This is a genomic window from Halogeometricum pallidum JCM 14848 (genome assembly GCF_000337095.1).
GTDB classification, from domain to species: Archaea; Halobacteriota; Halobacteria; order Halobacteriales; family Haloferacaceae; genus Halogeometricum; species Halogeometricum pallidum.
This window is the reverse complement of record NZ_AOIV01000038.1, coordinates 13,903-32,735: the sequence shown is the minus strand read 5'-3', so window position 1 is coordinate 32,735 and position 18,833 is coordinate 13,903. Positions and strand designations below refer to the sequence as shown.

Here is an 18,833-nt window from a genome sequence, read left to right as displayed (position 1 = left end):
AAACCGAGTTATGACAGAACGCATCTGGGAGGACCTGCTCTCCGAGAGGGACGAGCAGGTCATCGAGAAGGCCGGATACGACAAGGAGGGCGCCTCGTCGTGGGAGTCGCGCGGGATGGGCGAGAATCCGATGGTACTCGTCATCGACATGCAGCGACTCATCGTCGGCGAAGACGTCCCCATCCTCGACGCTATCGAGGAGTACCGCACCGCCATGGGCGAGGTGGCGTGGAACGCCATCGACCACATCGAACCGTTCCTCGACTTCGCGCGCGAGAACGACGTGCCCGTGACGTACACCCGCGTCGTCCCGTCCAGTTACGACGACCCCGACCACCCCGACTTGGACATCGTCGAACCCGTCGCCCCTGAACCGGGCGAGACGGTTGTCGACAAGTCCTACGCGTCGGCGTTCTACGGGACCGACCTCCTGTCGCGTCTGGTTCGCGGCGGACACGACTCCGTGATCATCGTCGGCAACTCGACCAGCGGGTGCGTCCGGGCGACAGCCGTCGACGCCAAGCAGAACGGACTCAGCGTCGCTCTGCCGCAGGAGTGCATCTTCGACCGCATCGAGGCTTCGCACAAGATCGGACTGTTGGACCTCTGGATGAAGTATGCCGAAGTGCTGGAAGCCGAAGAGGTCAGAGAGTGGGTCGAAACGCTATGACGTACGACCTCGTCGTCAAAGGCGGAACCGTCGTCACGCCCGAACACGGAACGTTCGAGGCCGACGTCGCTGCAGACGGTGAGACGATCGCGGCGGTCGGCGCGCCGGGGACGCTCCCCGGAGCGACCGAAATCGACGCGAGCGGGAAACACGTCCTGCCGGGAGCAATCGACCCGCACACCCACCACGGCATCTACCGCGGCCTCGACGCCGACGCCGAGTCTGAGTCGAAATCGGACCTCGTCGGCGGCATCACGACCATCGGGAACTACTTCCGCCGCCCCGGCGCGTACGCCGAGGTGATGCCGTCGTACTTCGAGGAGGCCGAGGAGAACTACTACCACGACTACTTCTTCTCGTTGGGCCTGCTCTCGATGGAACACGTCGAGGAAATCCCCTCGATAATCGAGGAGTTCGGTATCACGACGTTCAAGTGGTACATGAACTACAAATACGCCGCCCGCGAGAAGTTCGGCGTCGACTGCGACATGAAGGACGACTTCGGCGACGCGTTCGTCCGAACGCTCGCGGAACAGGACGTGCCGACGACGCTCGGCTACCACTCCGAGAACGTCGAGATAACGAACGCGCTGGCGGGCGGTAACGTCTACCTCACCTCCGAATCCGACGACACCGAGGCGGACACCGAGGAGGGCTACGAAGTGATGGTCGAGGAGTTCCCCGGTTACGCCGAGACGCAGAGCATGGTCGCCGGGGCGTCACTGGCCAAGGTCCACGGCTACGACGACCGATTCTACGCCGTCCACATCTCCTCGGGCGAGACGGCCGACGAACTCGCCCGCCTCCACGACGCCGGCTACGAGTCGTGGGGCGAGACGTGTATTCACTACCTCACGCTGACGACCGAAGAGTGCGACGAGCGGATGAAGGTGAACCCGCCCGTACGGTCGGCAGACGATCAAGAGACATTGTGGAAGCGTCTCGCGGACGGCACTATCTCCTGTATCGGTACGGACCACTGCGCGAACCTCGCGGAGGAGAAGTTCGGCGACGGCATCCGCGACAGTCTCTTGGGATTCCCCTCGACGCCGGTGATGCTGCCGCTGATACTGTCGGAGGGGGTGAACGAGGGTCGCATCTCGCTGGAACGCGCCGTCGAGGTGACCAGCACGAACGCGGCGAAGGCGTTCAACCTCTACCCCAAGAAGGGAACGGTCAGAGTCGGCAGCGACGCGGATCTCGCCGTGGTCGATGTAGACGAGACGAAGACGGTCACACCGGAACTGCTCCACAGCGTCTCGGGTTACTCGCCGTACGAGGGTCGCGAGGTGACCGGGTGGCCCACGCAGACGATAGTGAAGGGCCGCCTCGCGTTCGACGAGGGGGAGATAGTCGGTGAACGCGGGTACGGCACGCACGTCGACCGACCGGTGTAGCGGAGTCGAACAGAAGCGAACGAACGCACCAAGATAACGACAACGAATGATACAATGACTGACGAAACCAACGGACCGCTCTCCGAACTCGTCGTCCTCGAAGCGGGGTCGATGATATCCGGACCGACCGTGGGTCGGTTTCTCGCCGACTTCGGAGCGACGGTCATCAAGATAGAGCACCCCGAGTTCGGCGACCATATCCGAGAGTTCGGACCCCAGAAGGACGGCGTCGGCCTCTGGCACAAATATCTCTCGCGGAACAAACTGAGCGTCACGCTGAACATCTCCACTGACGAGGGCGGGGCAGTGTTCGAGGACCTCGTGCGCGAGGCGGACGTGCTGATCGAGAACTTCCGACCCGGGACACTGGAACGCTGGGGCGTCGGGTGGGAGCATCTCTCAGACGTGAACGACGGCCTCGTGATGCTGCGGATGTCGGGGTTCGGACAGGACGGCCCGTACGCGAAACGGCCGGGATTCGGAACGCTCGCGGAGGCGATGTCGGGATTCGCCCACCTCAACGGCTTCCCGGACAGGCCGCCGCTTCTGCCGCCGACGGGGCTGGCAGACAGCGTCGCGGCACTGTTCTCGACGTTCGCCATCATGTTCGCGCTCTATCACCGCGACGTGAGCGGCGGCGGCGGTCAGTACATCGACACGAGCCTCATCGAACCGATATTCAGCCTGCTCGGTCCGCAACCGCTTCGGTACGACCAACTCGGTGAGGTGGAAGAACGGGGAGGCAATCGCTCGTCGTCCTCCGCCCCGCGGAACGTCTACCGAACGGGCGACGACCGCTGGGTGGCTATCTCGGCCAGCGCACAACCGCTGGCGATGCGGACGTTCGATGCCATCGACAGACCGGACCTAAAGGACGACCCGCGCTTCGAGACGAACGAGGCGCGACTGGAGCACGTGGACGAACTCGATGCCATCATCCAAGACTGGATGAACAATCACACCCGCGAGGAGGTGTTATCGGCGTTCGAGGAGGCGGATGCCACCATCGGCCCCGTCTACAACGTCGCGGACATCCTCGAAGACGAACACTACGCCGCGCGCGAGGCGTACATCAACGTCCCGGACCCGGAACTCGGCGAGGCGACGGTACAGAACGTCTTCCCGAAGTTCTCGGCGACACCGGGAAAGGTCAGGCATCTCGGGCCACGACTCGGCGAACACAACGACGAGGTGTACCGTGAGCGACTCGACTACGACGAGTCGACGCTCGCAGACCTCGAATCCGAGGGGGTCGTATGAGCCTCGTTGACGACTTGCCGAACCGCGTCCACCTCGTCGAGATGCTCCCGCGCGACGGGTTCCAGCGACTCGACGAGTTCGTCCCCACCGACGAGAAGGTGGAGATAATCGACGCGCTGTCGACCACCGGCGTCGACGAGGTGGAGTTCACGTCGTTCACGCACCCCAAGGCGGTGCCGACCCTCCGCGACGCTGACGAGGTGGCCGCGCGAATCGAGCGTCGCGACGACGTGACCTACCGGGCGCTCGTCCCGAATCTCGTCGGCGCGGAACGGGCGATAGATGCCGGCGTCGACAAGGTGAACGCGCTGGTGACGGTGAGCGAGACGTACACGAAGAAGAACCAGAACCGGACGAGAACGGAGGTGCTCACAGAGGTCGAGGATATCGTCGCCCACGCGCACGACCACGGCGTCGACGTGGAAGCCGGCATCGGAACGAGCTTCTACTGCCCGTACGAGGGTGCTATCGACCGCGAAGAAACGCTGTCCATCGTGGACCGCGTCGTCGATGCCGGCGTCGACGAGGTGACGCTGGCGACGACGATGGGTCTCGCGAACCCCGTCGAGGTGTCGGAGGCGTTCGGGCGGGTGCTCTCGAAGCACCCCGACCTGGACGTCGGGCTTCACCTCCACGACACGAACGGGATGAGTCTGGCGAACACGTTGGCCGCGATGACCGTCGGCGTCGACCGCTTCGACGCCTCGGTCTGTGGGCTGGGCGGCGGCGTCGTCCTGCCCGGCGACCTCTCCGGCGTCGGCAACACGCCGACCGAGGACCTGGTGCAGATGCTCGACCGGATGGGCGTACCGAACGGGGCGAACTTCGGTCGGGTCGAGTCCGTCGCCCACGACGTTGCCGAGCGACTCGGACTCGGAACGCCGAGTCACGTCCTCGCGGGCGGTACCGTCGAACGCGTGCTCGAAACAGTCGAGAGAGACGAAGGTGACAACGATGTCTGAACGCCCGACGACGTTTTCAGCGTCGGCCTCGGAGGTTGAGCGATGACAGGAAAGACGTTCTCGGAGAAATTACTCTCCGCGAAGGCGGGCGAGGACGTCCGCGCAGGTGCGTACGTCGAAGCGGCGGTGGACGTCGCGATGGCCCACGATATCACCGGACCGCTCGCCTTCGAGACGTTCTACGAGGTGACGGGCGAGGACGCGACGCTGTTCGCACCCGACCGGACGGTGCTGACAATCGACCACCACGCCCCCGCAGACGGCGTCGAGGCGGCGAACAATCACAACGCCCTCCGTCGGTTCGCCGCCGAACACGGAGCGCACCAATTCGAGGTCGGAGACGGTATCTGTCACGCCGTCCTCGTCGAGGAAGGGTTCGTCGGACCCGGCGACCTGGTCGTCGGAGCGGACTCACACTCGACGACGTACGGTGGAATCGGCGCGTTCGGAACGGGCGTCGGGTCCAGCGACCTCGGAACCGCGTTAGCGACGGGCGAACTCTGGTTCCGCGTTCCCGAGACGATTCGCTTCGAGGTGAACGGTGACCTCCCGGACGGCGTTTACGCGAAAGACCTCGTCCTGAAGTTCATCGGAGACGTGGGATTCGCCGGTTGTACGTACGAAACTGCGGAGTACGCCGGGTCGGCAATCGAATCGCTGCCGATACACGAGCGTCTCGTCCTCGCGAACATGGCTATCGAGATGGGCGGCAAGGCGGGTTACGTCGAACCTGACGACCGCACCGCCGAGTATCTCGAACGACAGACGGGCCGGGCGGTCGATATCGATCCGAGTCTCCGCTCGGACGACGACGCGACCTACGACGAGGTGCACACCTACCGCGCCGCGGACCTCGCACCGCAGGTGTCGAAGCCGTCGAACCCCGAGAACGCCGTCGACGTGACCGAAGTCGAGGGGACGGAGATAGACCAACTGTTCGTCGGCACCTGCACGAACGGGCGGTACGAGGACATCAAACTGGTCGCCGACGTCTTGGAAGGGGAGGAACTCGCACCGAACGTCCGCATGGTCGTCGTTCCCGCGTCGGGGTCCGTCTACCGACACATGCTGAAGACGGGCGTCTTCGAGACGTTGACCGACGCCGGCGCGGTCATCCAGAGCGCGGGATGCGGCCCGTGCGCGGGTTATCATCAGGGCGTCCTCGGCGACGGCGACGTCTGCCTCGCGACGGCGAACCGTAATTTCGCCGGCCGTGAGGGGTCGATGGATTCGCACGTCTATCTCGCCAGTCCGGCGACAGTGGGAGCGAGTGCGCTCTACGGCGAGATTACCGACCCGCGACGTATTGAGACCAAACGCTACGACGACACCATCCTCGCGGAGGTGGAGGCGTGACCGACCCCAGCGAACCGGGACGGGCCTGGGTGTTCGGCGACGACATCGACACCGACCAGATTACGCCTTCGCGGTTCATCGTCTCCTCGGATCCCGACGAACTGGCGACGCACGCGTTCGAGGACCTCAGACCAGAGTTCTCCGAAAACGTCGACTCCGGCGACTTCGTCGTCGCAGGAGAGAACTTCGGGAGCGGGTCCTCCCGGGAGCACTCCCCCCTCTCGCTCGTCGGAGCGGGCGTGGCCGGTGTCGTCGCGCAGTCGTTTGCGCGTATCTTCTTCCGAAACGCGATCAATCTCGGATTGCCTGTCCTCATCTGCCCCGAAGCAGGCATCATCGACGACGGAGACGAGATATGCATGAACCTCGGCGAAGGCGTTGTGTACAACCACACAACCGGCGAGACGTACAATGCGGAGGCGCTCCCGGAGTTCCTTCAGACGCTCGTCGAACAGGGAGGGTTGAAGGCGTACACGAAGGCGAAACTGGCTGGTAGGGAGAGTGATTAACCGCGGTCGGCACCGTACGATAAGATAGATTCACGCTCGGAACAGGAGAGAACGTTGAGGCGAGATTGGATATCTCTAGTCGTTTTTGGCTTCATATCCGTCCGAACACGTCGAACGCCGACTCAAGGTCGCGTAGTTCTCGTTTGTGAACGTCACGGGTCCATGGAGCAGAATAACAGGCCGAATTCTCCGAGTCACGAGTAATCCGGGAGAATCGACGACGACTGTCGTGGAACGGGAGAGCCGAGAGACGGACCGACCAAACTCGTCTCTCAGCTTTCGGCCGGTGCCGTCGTCTGCGGTTCCTCGTACTTGTTCTCGAACTCCTGGATGAGCTGTCCCATCTTGGCGTACCAGTCGTTGAGCATCCGTTGCATATCCTGCGTAATCTTCGTGGGGTCCGTCGGCGAGTAGACGTGGTAGTACCCGCCCTGCTCGTAATTGACCTGCTCTTTCTGGATGAACCCCGCCTGAAGCAGGCGCTGGACTGCACGGTAGGCGGTCGAACGCTCGCGGTTGACCGCTTGACCAATCTCGTCTATGGTGAGTGGTTCCGTCGCCTCCACGAGCGCGTGGAAACAGTCCTTATCGAGCTGTTTGAGTCCGTGGAAACACTCGAGGAGCCCCTCACACTCCATATCCTGCTGGAGTTGTTCCGCCATAGAATCGGGCATTGTTATCGAAACTAGGTAGTCGTTATATCATTAAAAGACTTGTGTAGGTTTTCCGCAAGTCTGTACGCTTCTGTGGCAGATAGCTCGGGTCCGGAAGTCATACCGACGAGCCACCGGGTCGCGTCGGTCGCGGTTGATCCGTCCGCGAGGGCGAACCCGTCACCGAGGACGAGCGTTCCCCGGTCAGTACCCGCGACGTCGTCCCGTCCGATACACTCGGTTTCTATTGCTACGACGTTGACCGAGGCACGTCCACTATCCGAATCAGCGAGTACGCGGAGAGACAGGATGCAGACTTGATCGTCGTCGGAAAGCGGGAGTTGAGATCCATTTTGTGCGAATATTCTAGTATGACAACATCATTTCGAGGAGTGGAGACATACCGAACGAATATATCGCTAGAAATCTGGATTCATATCTTTTTAGCTATCTTTGAATTCCTTTTGAGAGGGTCCGGTCGTATATCGAACCGATAGCGTAGATAACGAACACATCAGTCCCGACAGTACCCCAAATCCGTTCATAGCCGTATTCTATGTCGTCGTATTGTCTATCAAAGGGTCGGCGGTCTCAACCGTCAGACCCGCGGCCGAGAACGCTTCTCTCCCCACGATTCTTTCGACTTGCATCACACCGGTGTGGTTCAATTACATCGGTCCCGACGATTTCGGGAATCGAAAATCCCCAACTGAGGCGAGCGTAGCTTTCCGTGGGTGATCACTGCCCTCTCCTCCGACAAAGCAATTCGAGAAGAACAGCGACTCCGACGGGGCAACGTTGAACTCGCTACGGACCGACGTACGGAGAGATACCAGCGCATGAGCACCACCGTACAAACTGCGTCCGGACGCGCAAGCATCGAACGGGGGAACGCATGAAAGTCGTCGTGACCGACTACGACTTTCCCGACCTCTCGATAGAACGCGAACTCGCGGAGGAGGCGGGCATCGAACTGGAGGCGGCGCAGGTGAAATCGCCCGACGAAGTCGCGGTAGCGGCCGAGGGGGCGGACGCGCTTCTCGTCCAGTACGCGCGGGTGGACGAGACAGTGTTCGAGTCGACCGACCTCGCCGTCGTCGGACGGTACGGAATCGGCGTCGACAGCGTCGACGTGGACGCCGCCACGGAACACGGCGTCCGCGTTCTCAACGTTCCCGCGTACTGCATCGACGAGGTATCGACGCACGCCTTCTCGCTTCTTTTGGCCTGCGTCCGCAACGTCGCGCGCTACGACCGCGAGATACGCGACGGGGCGTGGGACTGGACCACCGGCAAACCCATTCACCGGTTCGCGGGACGGACGCTCGGACTCGCCGGATTCGGGAAGATTCCGCGTGCGGTGACGGAGAAGGCGCGCGCGTTCGACGTAGACGTCGTCGCGTACGACCCCTACGTGGACGCCGAAGAAGTCGAGGCGCACGGCGCGGAGAAGGTGGACTTCGAGGGATTGCTCGAACGATCGGACTTCGTCTCCGTCCACGCCCCCTTGACCGACGAGACGGAGGGGATGTTCGACGCCGACGCCTTCGACGCGATGGACGAGTCGGCGATTCTCGTCAACACGTCCCGCGGGTCCGTTGTCGATACGGACGACCTGCACGACGCCCTCGCCGCGGACCGCATCGGCGGGGCGGGCATCGACGTGATGCCGACCGAACCTCCCGAAAACCGGTCGCTCCTCGAACTCGACAACGTCGTCGCGACGCCCCACGTCTCCTGGTACTCCGAGGAGTCCTCCCAGGAACTCAGGCGGACGGTGACAGTTGACGTCCTCAGCGTCCTCCAGGGCGAAGAACCCCGAAATCCGGTCAATCACGTCGGTGGCAACTGAGTCGAGGCGCCCGGAACGCGCACGACGATATCGGCAAAGCCACCACCATGACGGGAAACACGTTCTGCGACTGTGAACAACTGTTATGTGTAATGAATAGCAATGGACGCGTGGCATGGGCGCAAACACTGCGAACACAATCGGGGCACTGGGAACCTCGCTTCGAATCCTCGAAGCGCTGAAGGAGAAGGGGAGCGCCGGTGTGACCGAGTTGGCGAACGAACTCGACCTGCCGAAGAGCACCGTCTACAGCCACCTTCGGACGCTCCGCGAACACGAGTACGTCGACTGGCAGGACGAGTCGTACTGCATCGGCCTGAAGTTCCTCGACTTCGGCGAGCACGCGCGCGACCGAATGGGAATCTACGACGTGGCGAAACCGGAGGTGCAGTCGCTAGCCGACGAGACGGGGGAGTTAGCGAACCTGCTGGTCGAAGAACACGGCGAGGGGGTCTATCTCTTCCGCGCCAAGGGCGAACAGGCGGTCAACCTCGACACCCACGCCGGGATGCGCGTCGGTCTGCACTGCACCTCGCTCGGGAAGGCGGTTCTCGCCTACCTCCCCGAGGAACGGGTCGACGAGATAGTCGACCGATGGGGCCTGCCGGCGCGGACGGCCACCACCATCTCGACGCGGGAGGAACTCGACGAGGAACTCGCCGCCATCCGCGAACGCGGGTACGCCACCGACAACGGGGAACGTCTCTCCGGACTCAGATGCGTCGCCGCACCCATCACGAACCCCGACGGACACGCTATCGGCGCCGTGAGCGTCTCGGGTCCGACCAGCCGAATGAAAGGCGAGACGTTCCGGTCGGAGGTTCCCGAACGGGTCCGGAGCGCGGCGAACGTTATCGAACTGAATCTGACGTATTCGTAACGCGGCGCGCCTTCGGCGCGGACGTTCATCGGACGGTCGAGCCGACGTTCACATCGACGGCCCGACGCGCGTGATGGCGAACTCCGTGAGGCCGTGTTCTTCCGCGCGACACCGCTCGCCGTTCGCCACGGCGACCAGCGTCTCCAGTAAGTCGTCGGCGTCCGCGTTCGCCGCCTCCACGTCGATGTCGTCCGGGAGCGCCGCCGCCGTCCCGGGATCGCCGGTCACTTTCACGACCGGGACGAGGGGGTGTCCGGCGAGGATGCCGTCGCCGGTGACGTGGACGACGACGTTCGCGCCCGCGGCGGCGAGCGCCGTCGTCGCTTCGCCGAACCGCGACGGCGCGTCGACGAGAGCGAGGCCCTCCGAGACGCTGGCCCGTTCGCCGTACGCGAGCACTTCCGACACGTCGCGGGTCCCCCACGAGCGCGTCACCTCCTCGAACGAGCGCTTGCGGGCGAATCGGCCGACCCGCGTGGCCCGCGGCGGGTGGCCGTCGTGCCGAGCAACCAAGTCGTCCAACGAGTCCCGGGCGGTTTCGTCGGTCGTTTCGCGAACCGCCTCGGAGTGGGCAACGACGCGTTCGTTCCCGGCGACGACGACGCGGCCACCGGCGGCGACGACGGCGCGCGCCACGTGGCCGACGAGGGGGTCCGCGACGTCCACCGTGGAGGCGTCGAGGTCGCTAGACACGATGCCGAGCGTCAGGTCGCCGATGGTGGCGTCCGACCGGTCCGTCCGACGCGAGGAGACGAGGTCCGACGCCGCGTCGACGCCCCGTTCTACGCACTCGTCGGTCCCCCCGACGCCCTGTATCGATAGCTCTCTCACGGGGACGTTCCGCGATTCGAGTTCGCCCGCCACGTCGGCGCTCTGGATCTCCTCGCAGCCGAGTCCGACGACGACGGTGCCCGCGATGTTCGGGTTCTGCGCCAAGGAGAGGAACGTCCGCCGCGTCTGTTCGTTGTCGGCGCCGAGTTGCGCGCAGCCGTGGTCGTGCGGCGCCGAGACGGCGTTGTCGACGCGCGTCGCGATGCGGTCGGCGACGATGTGCGAGCAGATAACTGAGGGGAGGACGAGGACGTTGTCGCGGACGCCGATGCTCCCGTCGTCTCGGGAGACGCCCTCGAACGTCCGGCCGGTGACGGACGGGACGCTCACGCCGTCTCACCTCCGGCGGCCGCGCGGTCGCCGCGGCCGCGAGTGCTCTCGCAGTTGTGCGTGTGGACCCATTCGCCGGCCGCTATCGCCTGCGTCGCGGTTCCGATGACCTCGCCGTACTTCCGAACCTCGTCGCCGGCGGAGAACGACTCGACCGCCACTTTGTGACCGAACGGAACGTTCTCGGAGAGGACGACGGTCCGGCCGTCGAAGTCGACTTCGGTCCCCGACCCGAGGTCGTCGACGGTCGTTCCGACGTTGTCCGACTCGCTCAGGAGGAGGAGGGCGTCGTCGAGGACGCGACCCTTCATGCTCCCGCCTCCGCTTCGAGCTCCTCGGGTTGAATCTCGTTGATGGCGAACTCCTCCAGCCGCCGGTGCTCGGATTCGGTCTGCCGACCGTCCGCCACCTCGAGTAACGTCTCGAAGACGCGTTCGCCGACGGAGTCGATAGACTCGCCGTCGAACACCGTCCCGGCGTTGACGTCGATGTTGTTCGACATCTTCTCCCACGTCTTCGGGTTGCCGGTCACCTTGATGACCGGCGCGATGGGGTTGCCCGTCGTGCTGCCGCGACCGGTGGTGAAAGCGATTACCTGCGCGCCGCCGGACACCTTGCCGACGACGCTCTCTACGTCGTACCCCGGCGTGTCCATCAGGGTGAGTCCGCCGCCGACCGGCAGGTCCTCGGCGTAATCGGCGATACCGCGGACGGGCGTCGTCCCGCCCTTCGAGATGGCTCCGAGGCTCTTCTCCTCGATGGTGGTGAGGCCGCCCTCCTGGTTGCCGGGCGTGGGTTGTGCGCCGCGGAGGTCGACGCCCATCAGTTCGGCCATCCCCTCGCGGGCGTCCACGCGTTCGAGCAGTTTGTCCCGCGTCTCGTCGTCGACGCACCGGTCGGCGAGGATGTGCTCCGCGCCGATGAACTCCGGCGTCTCGCTGAAGCAAGCGGTTCCCCCCGCCTCCACGAGTCGGTCGCAGGCCGCGCCGACCGCCGGGTTAGCCGCGATTCCGCTGGTGGCGTCGCTGCCGCCGCACTCGACGCCGAAGACGAGTTCGGAAACGTCGGCCTCCTCGCGTCTGGCGCGTTGGGCCTCCTCGTTCAGACGGTCGAGGCGGTCCGCCCCCTCCGAGAGGGCGGCCGCCGTCCCGCCCGCTTCGCGGATAGTGAGCGTCTCCGTCGCGGTTCCGCCGGCCGCGATTCGGTCCGCGACGGCGTCGGCCGTTATGTCTTCGGTTCCGAGTTCCACGACGAGTGCCGCGCCGACGTTCGGGTTTCGCCCGACGCCGGCCAACACTCGTTCGGTTTGCCGCCTCGCAGCGTCCGGTTGGCTGGTTCCGAGTTGGTGCGGTGTCGCCCGCGCCCACGCTCCTGCGTCGTCGGCGACTGCGGACGAGACGGCCGCGGCGGCGACTGACGTGGGGACGACGGCGACGTGGTTGCGGACGCCCACCCGGCCGTCCGGCCTGCGGTACCCGCTAAATGACTGTCCCATGAGAACAATGGTCGGAGAGTATCCTGTTAGTCTTTTCGCTGGAACCGCCGCGCGCCGAACTTCCTCCCGAGACGGAGGGTCACCAGCAGATTAGGGAGGAGGGCGAGAAAGATGGTACAACCGATTGGGACCCGACTCAGACGCTCGGGCGGGACTGTCCACCCGAGTCCGAACGGACCACGGATTATCTCCGTCCACGGCACGGGTGAGTCAGCATTCGGGCGTTCGCCGTCCGCTGACCGCCCGCTTTCGCTCCACCGCTCTCCGCCTCACCAGGACGTTATCTCGACGTCGCGCAACGGTCTCTCGAGCGGGATGTCCACGTGTCCGCCGGTGTAGTGAGAGATGTAGAACGCGACGATGATTTCGAGCGAGCGAGTCGCCTCCTCGCCCGTCGAGGGGTTTTCCGCGTCCCCGCGGAGCATCGATTCGATGCGCCGCGCGGCGTTCGGGAAAGCGGTCCGGTAGTCCTCGTCCCACGTCCACGCGCCCTCGATATCCGGTAACGGCGTCTCGACGTGGTCGCCGTCCTCCAAGGACCAGTAGCGCCACTCGCCGTCGTCGTTGTTCATGTAGAGTTTCCCCGCCGTGCCGACGAAGGTGAGACTCATCGAAGAGATGCCTCGGGGGACGGTGCAGTCGACGGTGACGAACGTCCCGTCGTCCATGACGACGTGGCCGCCGCCGCCGGAGTCGTCCACCTCGGCCGCGGCGCCGAGCGAATCGACCGCCTCGTTCTCGCCGGTGATGTACCCCGACACTCGGTCCGCCCGCGCGTCGAGGAGGTAGACCAGCGTATCGAGGAGGTGCGTCGAGTTCCGCATCAGTTCCATGCGGAACTGCGTGCTCACGGAGCGAACGTCGCCGAGGATGTCCTCTTCGACCACGAGTTCGCGGAGGCGGCGGAGTTTGTCGGTGAAGCGAAACGAGGGGTTGACGACGAGTTCGGCGTCCGCCTCCGCGCAGGCCGCCACCATCTCTTCGGCCTCCGAGACGGACGAAGCGATGGGTTTCTCGCACCAGATTACGTCGGGATTCGCGTCCGAGTGGACCGCATCGACCACGTTGGTCGTGGTGGAGATACGACGGCGTACAGACCGAGACGACGTCCAAATCCTCGACAGCGAGCATCGCCTCGTGGCCGACGTACCTCCGTTCCTCGGGGACGTCCCACGCCTCGCCGAACTGCGCGAGTTTCCCCTCGTCGACGTCCGCGACGGCGACGAGTTCTATCTCCTCCGTTTCGCCGTACCCGCCGGCGTGACTCGCTTTGACCTTCTCTCGGCCTATCTGGTCCTCGTCGTGCATTCCGAGGATGCCCATCCCCGCGATTCCGCCGGTACCGATGATTCCCGCCTCGAACGTCATTATTCGTAGACGTGAACGCTTCCCGTGCTGTTCGCCTCGACGTAATCCCAGTCGTAGTCGACGCCGAGTCCGGGACCGTCCGGTACCGGCACCGTCCCCTCGTCGTCGATGGTGTCGAACATGTCCGAGTAGTCCCCCTCGTACACCGGGGGTTGCGTGTTCTGCGCCATCGGGTGGACGAGCGCGAGTTCGTAGTAGTTCGCGTTGCGCGCGGCGGCGATACAGTGTCGTTGCGCCGGCCCGGGAGCGTGGAACTCCACGTCGAGGCCGAAGCCTTCCGCCACGCGAGCGATTTTCATCGCTCCAGTGATGCCCGCGTCGTACTCGGGGTCCGCGCGGACGAAGTCCGTCGCGCCGTTGGCGATGAAGTCCGTGTGCGGTTCGAGGCCCCTGATATGTTCGGTCTGCAGGAGGGGCGTCTCTATCATCTCGCGGAGTTTCTTGTGGGCGTGCTGGGAGATGCCGCCGTCGCGGTAGGGGTCTTCGTACCAGAGGAAGTCGTACTCGTCGCAGGCGCGGCCCACCTTCAACGCGTCCGCGAACGTCTCCAGTTCGCAGGCGGGGTCGGCCATCAGGTCCATCTCGTCGCCGACGCGTTCGCCGACGGCCCGTACCGTCTCCACCTCCCGTTTCACGTCTCGCGCCTCGTCGCTCCCGCCCCACCCGTGAATCTTGAACCCGGGGTAGCCCGCGTCTCGGCACTCTTCTGCGAAGTCGGCGTACGCCTCCGGGGAGTCCAACCCCCCGTGCTCGTCGGCGTGGTACGTCGAGGCGTAGGTGGGCAGGCGCGTCCGGTAGGTTCCGAGCAGTTCGTGGATGGGCGCGCCGTAGTACTTGCCGGCGAAGTCCCACAGAGCGATGTCGATGGGGCCGATACCCATCCGGTCGTACTTTCGCAGGGCGCGCTTGACTTCGCTCCAGTGTCGCTCTCGTTCGAGGGGACTCTTCCCGACGAGGTAGTTCGCGAACGTGTTTATCTGCGCCGCGCCCGGCGAATTCCCGCCGATGTACTCGCCCGTGATGCCCTCGTCCGTATGTATCTTCAGCGCGAACAGTTTTCGCTCCGTCGTCGTCCCCGGTTCGTACGCGAGGTTGAACCCGTGGCCGTCCGTGCCCACGTCTTCGAGCGGATACCGGAACTCCGTACTCTCTATCCGAGTAATCGTCGGTGTCATGCCTCTCCCGAGGCGGGGTATCGTAATAAATACCGGTTCAAACCCGTGCAGCAACGCGCCGCCAGAACGATGCCGGACGGCCACTTCGAGCCGTCGATTTTCGACGGGGGCGTTCATCATCGTCGCACGTGGTCGGTAAACCGTCGGACAACGCGGGGTTCGGAGGAATACTCGGGAAGTTTGAAATTCTATTACAACACTATTGCTGTAACATCCTCGCGAATAGGGACTGACGAACAGCGCTTTCAGCCGTCACCACCGGGGACGCTCTGAAACGACAAAGTGGTACTAGGGCCCGGATAAACTCCGAAAAGAGAACAATCTTCCAGAGAAGTGGAGCAAAATTCGGTCGGCCAACCAGTCCGGTGGGGAAAAGCAGCGCCGCAGAGAGTGCGTTCATCGATGATGAACGACGTCTCCGACGGCCGAAGGACCGCCGAGTTGGTTTGCCTGAAAACCGTCCAGAGCGGGTATCCACGACGCTTTGACGGGAGATTCGGCGAGTGACGTCTCGCCCGTTCAGCCTCGCGTACGGAGCGACACCCGTTGTCCGTTTCCTTGTTACTGTGCGCTCATGTCGCACAGTTCGCGGTGGCTGGGTCAGAAATCGTCAGGTCGGCCGGGGGGGTTGGGACGTTTCGTTCGTCGGGTGCTGAGCCTCGACGCGGAGATTCGCCGTCACATAGTTTTATATTCCGGGGTACGTTCCGCCAAATCATGACACACGACGGCGAGAGCGAACGGGGGGCGTGGCTCACCCGCGACGAGGCGGCGCGAGAGTACGTCGTCGAAGCGGCCCGTGCGGTCGAATCGCTCGTCGCCTCGACGTACGGTCCGACCGGCGGAACGACCCTCGTCGAAACGGTGGACCCGCAGGACGCACCGGAGACCGTCGTGACGCGGGACGCCGGACACCTCCTCGACGCCATCGAACGGGGCGGCGGATTCGGCCACCCCGTCGCCGCCCTGTTCGTCGACGGACTCGACTCCATGCGGCGAAGCCTCCACGACGGGACGACGGCGGCGGCGCTCCTCGCCGCGAGACTCCTGGAGTCGGGTGCGGAACTGGCGGCCGAGGGCCTCCACCCCGGCAGCATCGTCGTCGGCTACGCGATGGCGGCCAACCGGGCGGGGTCCGTCTTAGACGACCTCTCGCGTCCGGTCGGAACGGCGGACAGAGAACTGCTCTCGCAGGTGGCCGCGACGACGATGACGGCGGATCTCTCGGACCGACGGCGGCGGGAGTACGCCGACGCCGTCTCGGCGGCCGTCTCGAGTCTCGCCCGCGAGAGCGACGACGGGTGGATCGACACGGACGACATCACCGTCCGAACGCGCGTCGGCGCCGAGTGCACGCTTTCGCGCGGGCACCTCGTCCGTCGGCGGCCCGGCGCGCACGAGACGAGCGACCGAAGTCGCCTGTCGTTCGACTGGTCGCCCGCCGTCGAGGGCGTCCTCACCGACGCCCGGGTCGCCGTCCTCGAACGCGGTATCGACGTAGAGGAGTCGGCGACGAGCTTCGGCCGAGAGGGACAATCGGGCGTGACGCTGGACTCTGCGGGCTCTCTCGCGGCGTACGCCGACTCCCGAGACGCCGCCATCGAGTCGGTCACCGCGGGGGTGGCCGACCTGGGTACGGACGTTCTGGTCGTCCGCGCAGAACTCGACGACGAGGTGAAGGCCGCACTCGAATCCCACGGCGTCGCCGTCATCGACAGAGCGCAGTACCCGAAATCGGACATCCACCGCGTCGCCCGCGCGACGGATGCCGGCGTCGTCGGCCACGTCTCGGACCTCGACGAGTCGAAACTGGGGCGGGCCGGTCGGGTATCCGAACGGCGCGTCGGCGACGAGAAGTGGGCGTACTTCGAGGAGTGCGACGGCCCGGTGTTCACGCTTCTCGTCGGCGCACCGACCGAGAAAGGACGAACGACTCACGAACGGTTGGTCGAGGACGCCGTCGAAACCACGGCCATCGCCGCGATAGATGGACAGGTGCTTCCGGGGGCCGGTGCGCCGTCGCTCGCGGTCGCCCGCGACCTCCGCGAGTTCGCCCGCGGTATCGAGGGCAAAGAGCAGTTGGCCGTGGAGGCGTTCGCGGACGCCTGCGAGTCGCTGACGACGACGCTCGCCCGAAACGCCGGGTACGACCCGCTCGACGTTCGAACGACGCTCCGGAACGCGCACGCCGAATCAGACGACCGGCCCGCCCCGGTCGGCGTGGACGTCGCCACCGGCGAGGCCGCGGACGCGTGGGAGATGGGCGTCCTCGAACCGCGCCGCGTGTTCTCGCAGGCCATAGACATCGCCGTCGCGACGGCCGAACAACTCGCCACCGTCGACGCCGTGGTCTCTCCGGGCGTCGAACCCGGTCCGTTCACTCCGCAGACCGAACACGACTAACGCCCCGTCGAAACGGATCGACGGGGAGGAATCGGAAGAGACGTCGAAAAGCAAGAGACGGATGCGGACTATCTCGCCGCAGCGGTCGAATCCTCGTCGGAGAGGTCGTTCGCCGGGACACGTTCGTCGACGCGGAGCAACTGCGTCGCGAGGTCCGTCGCCGAGGCCACCGCGTCGCGCTTGAGACCGAGCGGTTCCGCGATTACCTCGCCTTCGAGAACGTCCCGAATCTCGCCGGCTAGCGCGTCGACGCCGGCGGAGGACCGACCCTCGTCGTGCGCGACGCGAAGGCGGATGACGCCGGACCACCCGTCGAGGCCCGCGCTCTCGGCGAGTCGCTTCGGGACCGTCACGAGCGCCTTGGCGAACCCCTCCATCGCGAGTTGTTCGCGGCCAGCGGTCCCCCGCGCGGCCGTTCGAATCGCGCGTTCGAGGTCCACCTCGGTCGCGCCGCCGCCCGGAACGACGCGTCCGTCTTCGAGCGCCCGGAACGTGGCGGCGACGGCGCTCTCCGCGCTCTCCTCGAACGCGGCGACCGACCGCGGGTCCGGGGCGCGGCAGACGAGCGAGAACTGCGGCGCGCCGTCACCCTCGACGTAGACGAACTCGCGACCGGCGAGGCGTTCAACGCGAACGTCCGCCGCCCCCATCGTCTCCGGCGTCACCTCGGCGAGGGAGGGAACCACCCGACCGCCGGTGCTCCGGACGAGGCGCTCCATCTCCCCGTCCTCGACGCGGTCGACGGCGGCGACCCCGGCGTCGGCCAGTCGCGTCTTCACCCGGTCGTTGACGCCGCCCTTCGTCGCGACGAAGCGACACCCCGACGCGACGGCCGACGAGAGAATTCGGCGGAACTCGTCGCGTTCGTACTCGCCGATGGCGGCGCGTTCCTCGAACGTGTCCGCGTCGAGCGACAGGTCCCGGTCGGCCGACTCCGTGGCGCCGCCCAGTTTGGGAACGTCGACGGTCGAAGAGAGGAGGGCCACGCCCGCGTCGGGGAGGCGTCGCGGCATCGCATCGGAGACCAGCGGCGTCTCCAAGACGACGCCGGGGACGAGGTCGGTGTCTCCGACGCCGCCGAGGCGCGCGAGAACGTCCAAATCCGCGCGTCCGCCATTCGGGGCGTCCGAGGCCGACACCGTCGCGGCGGCGTCCGCTATCGCCTCGCTCACGCGCCGTCTGGTCATCGGGTTTCGCGTCCCGGTGAGCGCCGTCCGCGCGACGGCGTCCGGGCCGACGACCGAAAGCGGACGCGCGCGGGATTCGAGTCGGTCGACGGCGACCGCGAGCGCTTCGCGGTAGCCGCGGGCGACGGTCGTCGGGTGGAGGCCGCGTTCGAACAACGCGTCCGCCTCGCGGAGCAACGCACCCGTCAGGAGCGTGAGCGTCGTCGCGCCGTCGCCGTGTCTCTCGCGGAAGTCCCCCGTCGCCCGTTCGAGGAGCGTCGTCGCCGGGTCGTCCAGTTCGAGACGGTCGAGGAGCATCGTCCCGGAAGACGTCGCCGTCACGCGGCCTCCGGACTCCACGACGAGTTTGTTCGTACCGAACGGACCGAGCGTCGTACCGACGAGGTCGCAGACGCGGTCGACGTCGTCGAGTAACGCGCGTTGGGCGTCGGTATTCATACTCCCGGTGTCCGCCTCACGGGTCATAAGTGTGAGGGAGAGAAGGGCAGTTCATCCGATATCGTCG

At 65.4% G+C, this 18,833-nt stretch carries 15 protein-coding genes and 1 pseudogene; 9 read left to right on the top strand and 7 right to left on the bottom strand.

Going from position 1 to position 18,833, the window contains the following annotated elements; translation table 11 throughout:
* The first annotated feature begins 10 nt into the window (after window positions 1-10).
* From C474_RS15340 to C474_RS15315, 6 genes are read left to right on the top strand one after another with little or no spacing between them, the layout of a single operon-like run.
* Entirely contained in the window at window positions 11-670 is a 660-nt protein-coding gene (locus C474_RS15340) for an isochorismatase family protein (RefSeq protein WP_008388417.1), read from the top strand.
* A complete protein-coding gene (locus C474_RS15335; RefSeq protein WP_008388416.1) occupies window positions 667-2,067 on the top strand; it encodes a dihydroorotase in 1,401 nt (466 codons plus the stop codon). The genes C474_RS15340 and C474_RS15335 overlap by 4 nt, the downstream gene beginning before the upstream one ends.
* 54 nt (window positions 2,068-2,121) lie before the next feature.
* Window positions 2,122-3,327 (top strand): CaiB/BaiF CoA transferase family protein, encoded by a 1,206-nt coding sequence (locus tag C474_RS15330; RefSeq protein ID WP_008388415.1) that lies wholly within the window; start codon window positions 2,122-2,124, stop codon window positions 3,325-3,327.
* On the top strand, window positions 3,324-4,289 hold the full coding sequence (locus tag C474_RS15325) for a hydroxymethylglutaryl-CoA lyase (RefSeq protein ID WP_008388413.1): 966 nt from the start codon (window positions 3,324-3,326) through the stop codon (window positions 4,287-4,289). The genes C474_RS15330 and C474_RS15325 overlap by 4 nt, the downstream gene beginning before the upstream one ends.
* A gap of 42 nt (window positions 4,290-4,331) precedes the next feature.
* A complete protein-coding gene (locus C474_RS15320; protein ID WP_008388411.1) occupies window positions 4,332-5,645 on the top strand; it encodes a 3-isopropylmalate dehydratase large subunit in 1,314 nt (437 codons plus the stop codon).
* Complete coding sequence (locus C474_RS15315) at window positions 5,642-6,154, top strand: 3-isopropylmalate dehydratase small subunit (protein ID WP_008388408.1); 513 nt, start codon at window positions 5,642-5,644, stop codon at window positions 6,152-6,154. The genes C474_RS15320 and C474_RS15315 overlap by 4 nt, the downstream gene beginning before the upstream one ends.
* Before the next feature lie 272 nt (window positions 6,155-6,426).
* On the opposite strand, the gene C474_RS15310 is transcribed toward C474_RS15315, so the two are convergent.
* A complete protein-coding gene (locus C474_RS15310; RefSeq protein WP_008388406.1) occupies window positions 6,427-6,828 on the bottom strand; it encodes a helix-turn-helix domain-containing protein in 402 nt (133 codons plus the stop codon).
* Window positions 6,829-7,702: 874 nt separating this feature from the next.
* Here C474_RS15310 and C474_RS15305 point away from each other — a divergent pair.
* Window positions 7,703-8,659 carry a C-terminal binding protein gene (locus tag C474_RS15305; RefSeq protein WP_008388404.1) on the top strand — a complete coding sequence of 319 codons (957 nt, stop codon included), beginning with the start codon at window positions 7,703-7,705 and terminating at the stop codon, window positions 8,657-8,659.
* A gap of 115 nt (window positions 8,660-8,774) precedes the next feature.
* Window positions 8,775-9,539 (top strand): IclR family transcriptional regulator, encoded by a 765-nt coding sequence (locus C474_RS15300; RefSeq protein ID WP_008388402.1) that lies wholly within the window; start codon window positions 8,775-8,777, stop codon window positions 9,537-9,539.
* Between the two features lie 48 nt (window positions 9,540-9,587).
* Here the strand turns inward: C474_RS15300 and C474_RS15295 are convergent, their stop codons facing one another.
* From C474_RS15295 to C474_RS15275, 5 genes and pseudogenes are all read right to left on the bottom strand, one after another.
* Window positions 9,588-10,700 carry a UxaA family hydrolase gene (locus C474_RS15295; RefSeq protein WP_008388400.1) on the bottom strand — a complete coding sequence of 371 codons (1,113 nt, stop codon included), beginning with the start codon at window positions 10,698-10,700 and terminating at the stop codon, window positions 9,588-9,590.
* Window positions 10,697-11,011 carry a UxaA family hydrolase gene (locus tag C474_RS15290; protein ID WP_008388398.1) on the bottom strand — a complete coding sequence of 105 codons (315 nt, stop codon included), beginning with the start codon at window positions 11,009-11,011 and terminating at the stop codon, window positions 10,697-10,699. Before C474_RS15290 ends, C474_RS15295 begins: the two co-directional genes overlap by 4 nt.
* Window positions 11,008-12,195, bottom strand: coding sequence for a UxaA family hydrolase (locus C474_RS15285; RefSeq protein WP_049917077.1), 1,188 nt, complete (start codon window positions 12,193-12,195; stop codon window positions 11,008-11,010). The genes C474_RS15290 and C474_RS15285 overlap by 4 nt, the downstream gene beginning before the upstream one ends.
* A 269-nt stretch (window positions 12,196-12,464) precedes the next feature.
* Window positions 12,465-13,563: pseudogene (locus tag C474_RS15280) on the bottom strand (Gfo/Idh/MocA family protein).
* On the bottom strand, window positions 13,563-14,738 hold the full coding sequence (locus C474_RS15275; protein ID WP_008388394.1) for an enolase C-terminal domain-like protein: 1,176 nt from the start codon (window positions 14,736-14,738) through the stop codon (window positions 13,563-13,565). Before C474_RS15275 ends, C474_RS15280 begins: the two are co-directional and overlap by 1 nt.
* A 717-nt stretch (window positions 14,739-15,455) precedes the next feature.
* On the opposite strand from C474_RS15275, the gene C474_RS15270 reads away from it, so the two are divergent.
* Complete coding sequence (locus C474_RS15270) at window positions 15,456-17,141, top strand: TCP-1/cpn60 chaperonin family protein (RefSeq protein WP_008388392.1); 1,686 nt, start codon at window positions 15,456-15,458, stop codon at window positions 17,139-17,141.
* Window positions 17,142-17,209: 68 nt separating this feature from the next.
* On the opposite strand, the gene C474_RS15265 is transcribed toward C474_RS15270, so the two are convergent.
* Entirely contained in the window at window positions 17,210-18,766 is a 1,557-nt protein-coding gene (locus tag C474_RS15265; protein ID WP_008388390.1) for a TCP-1/cpn60 chaperonin family protein, read from the bottom strand.
* Between the last annotated feature and the right edge of the window lie 67 nt (window positions 18,767-18,833).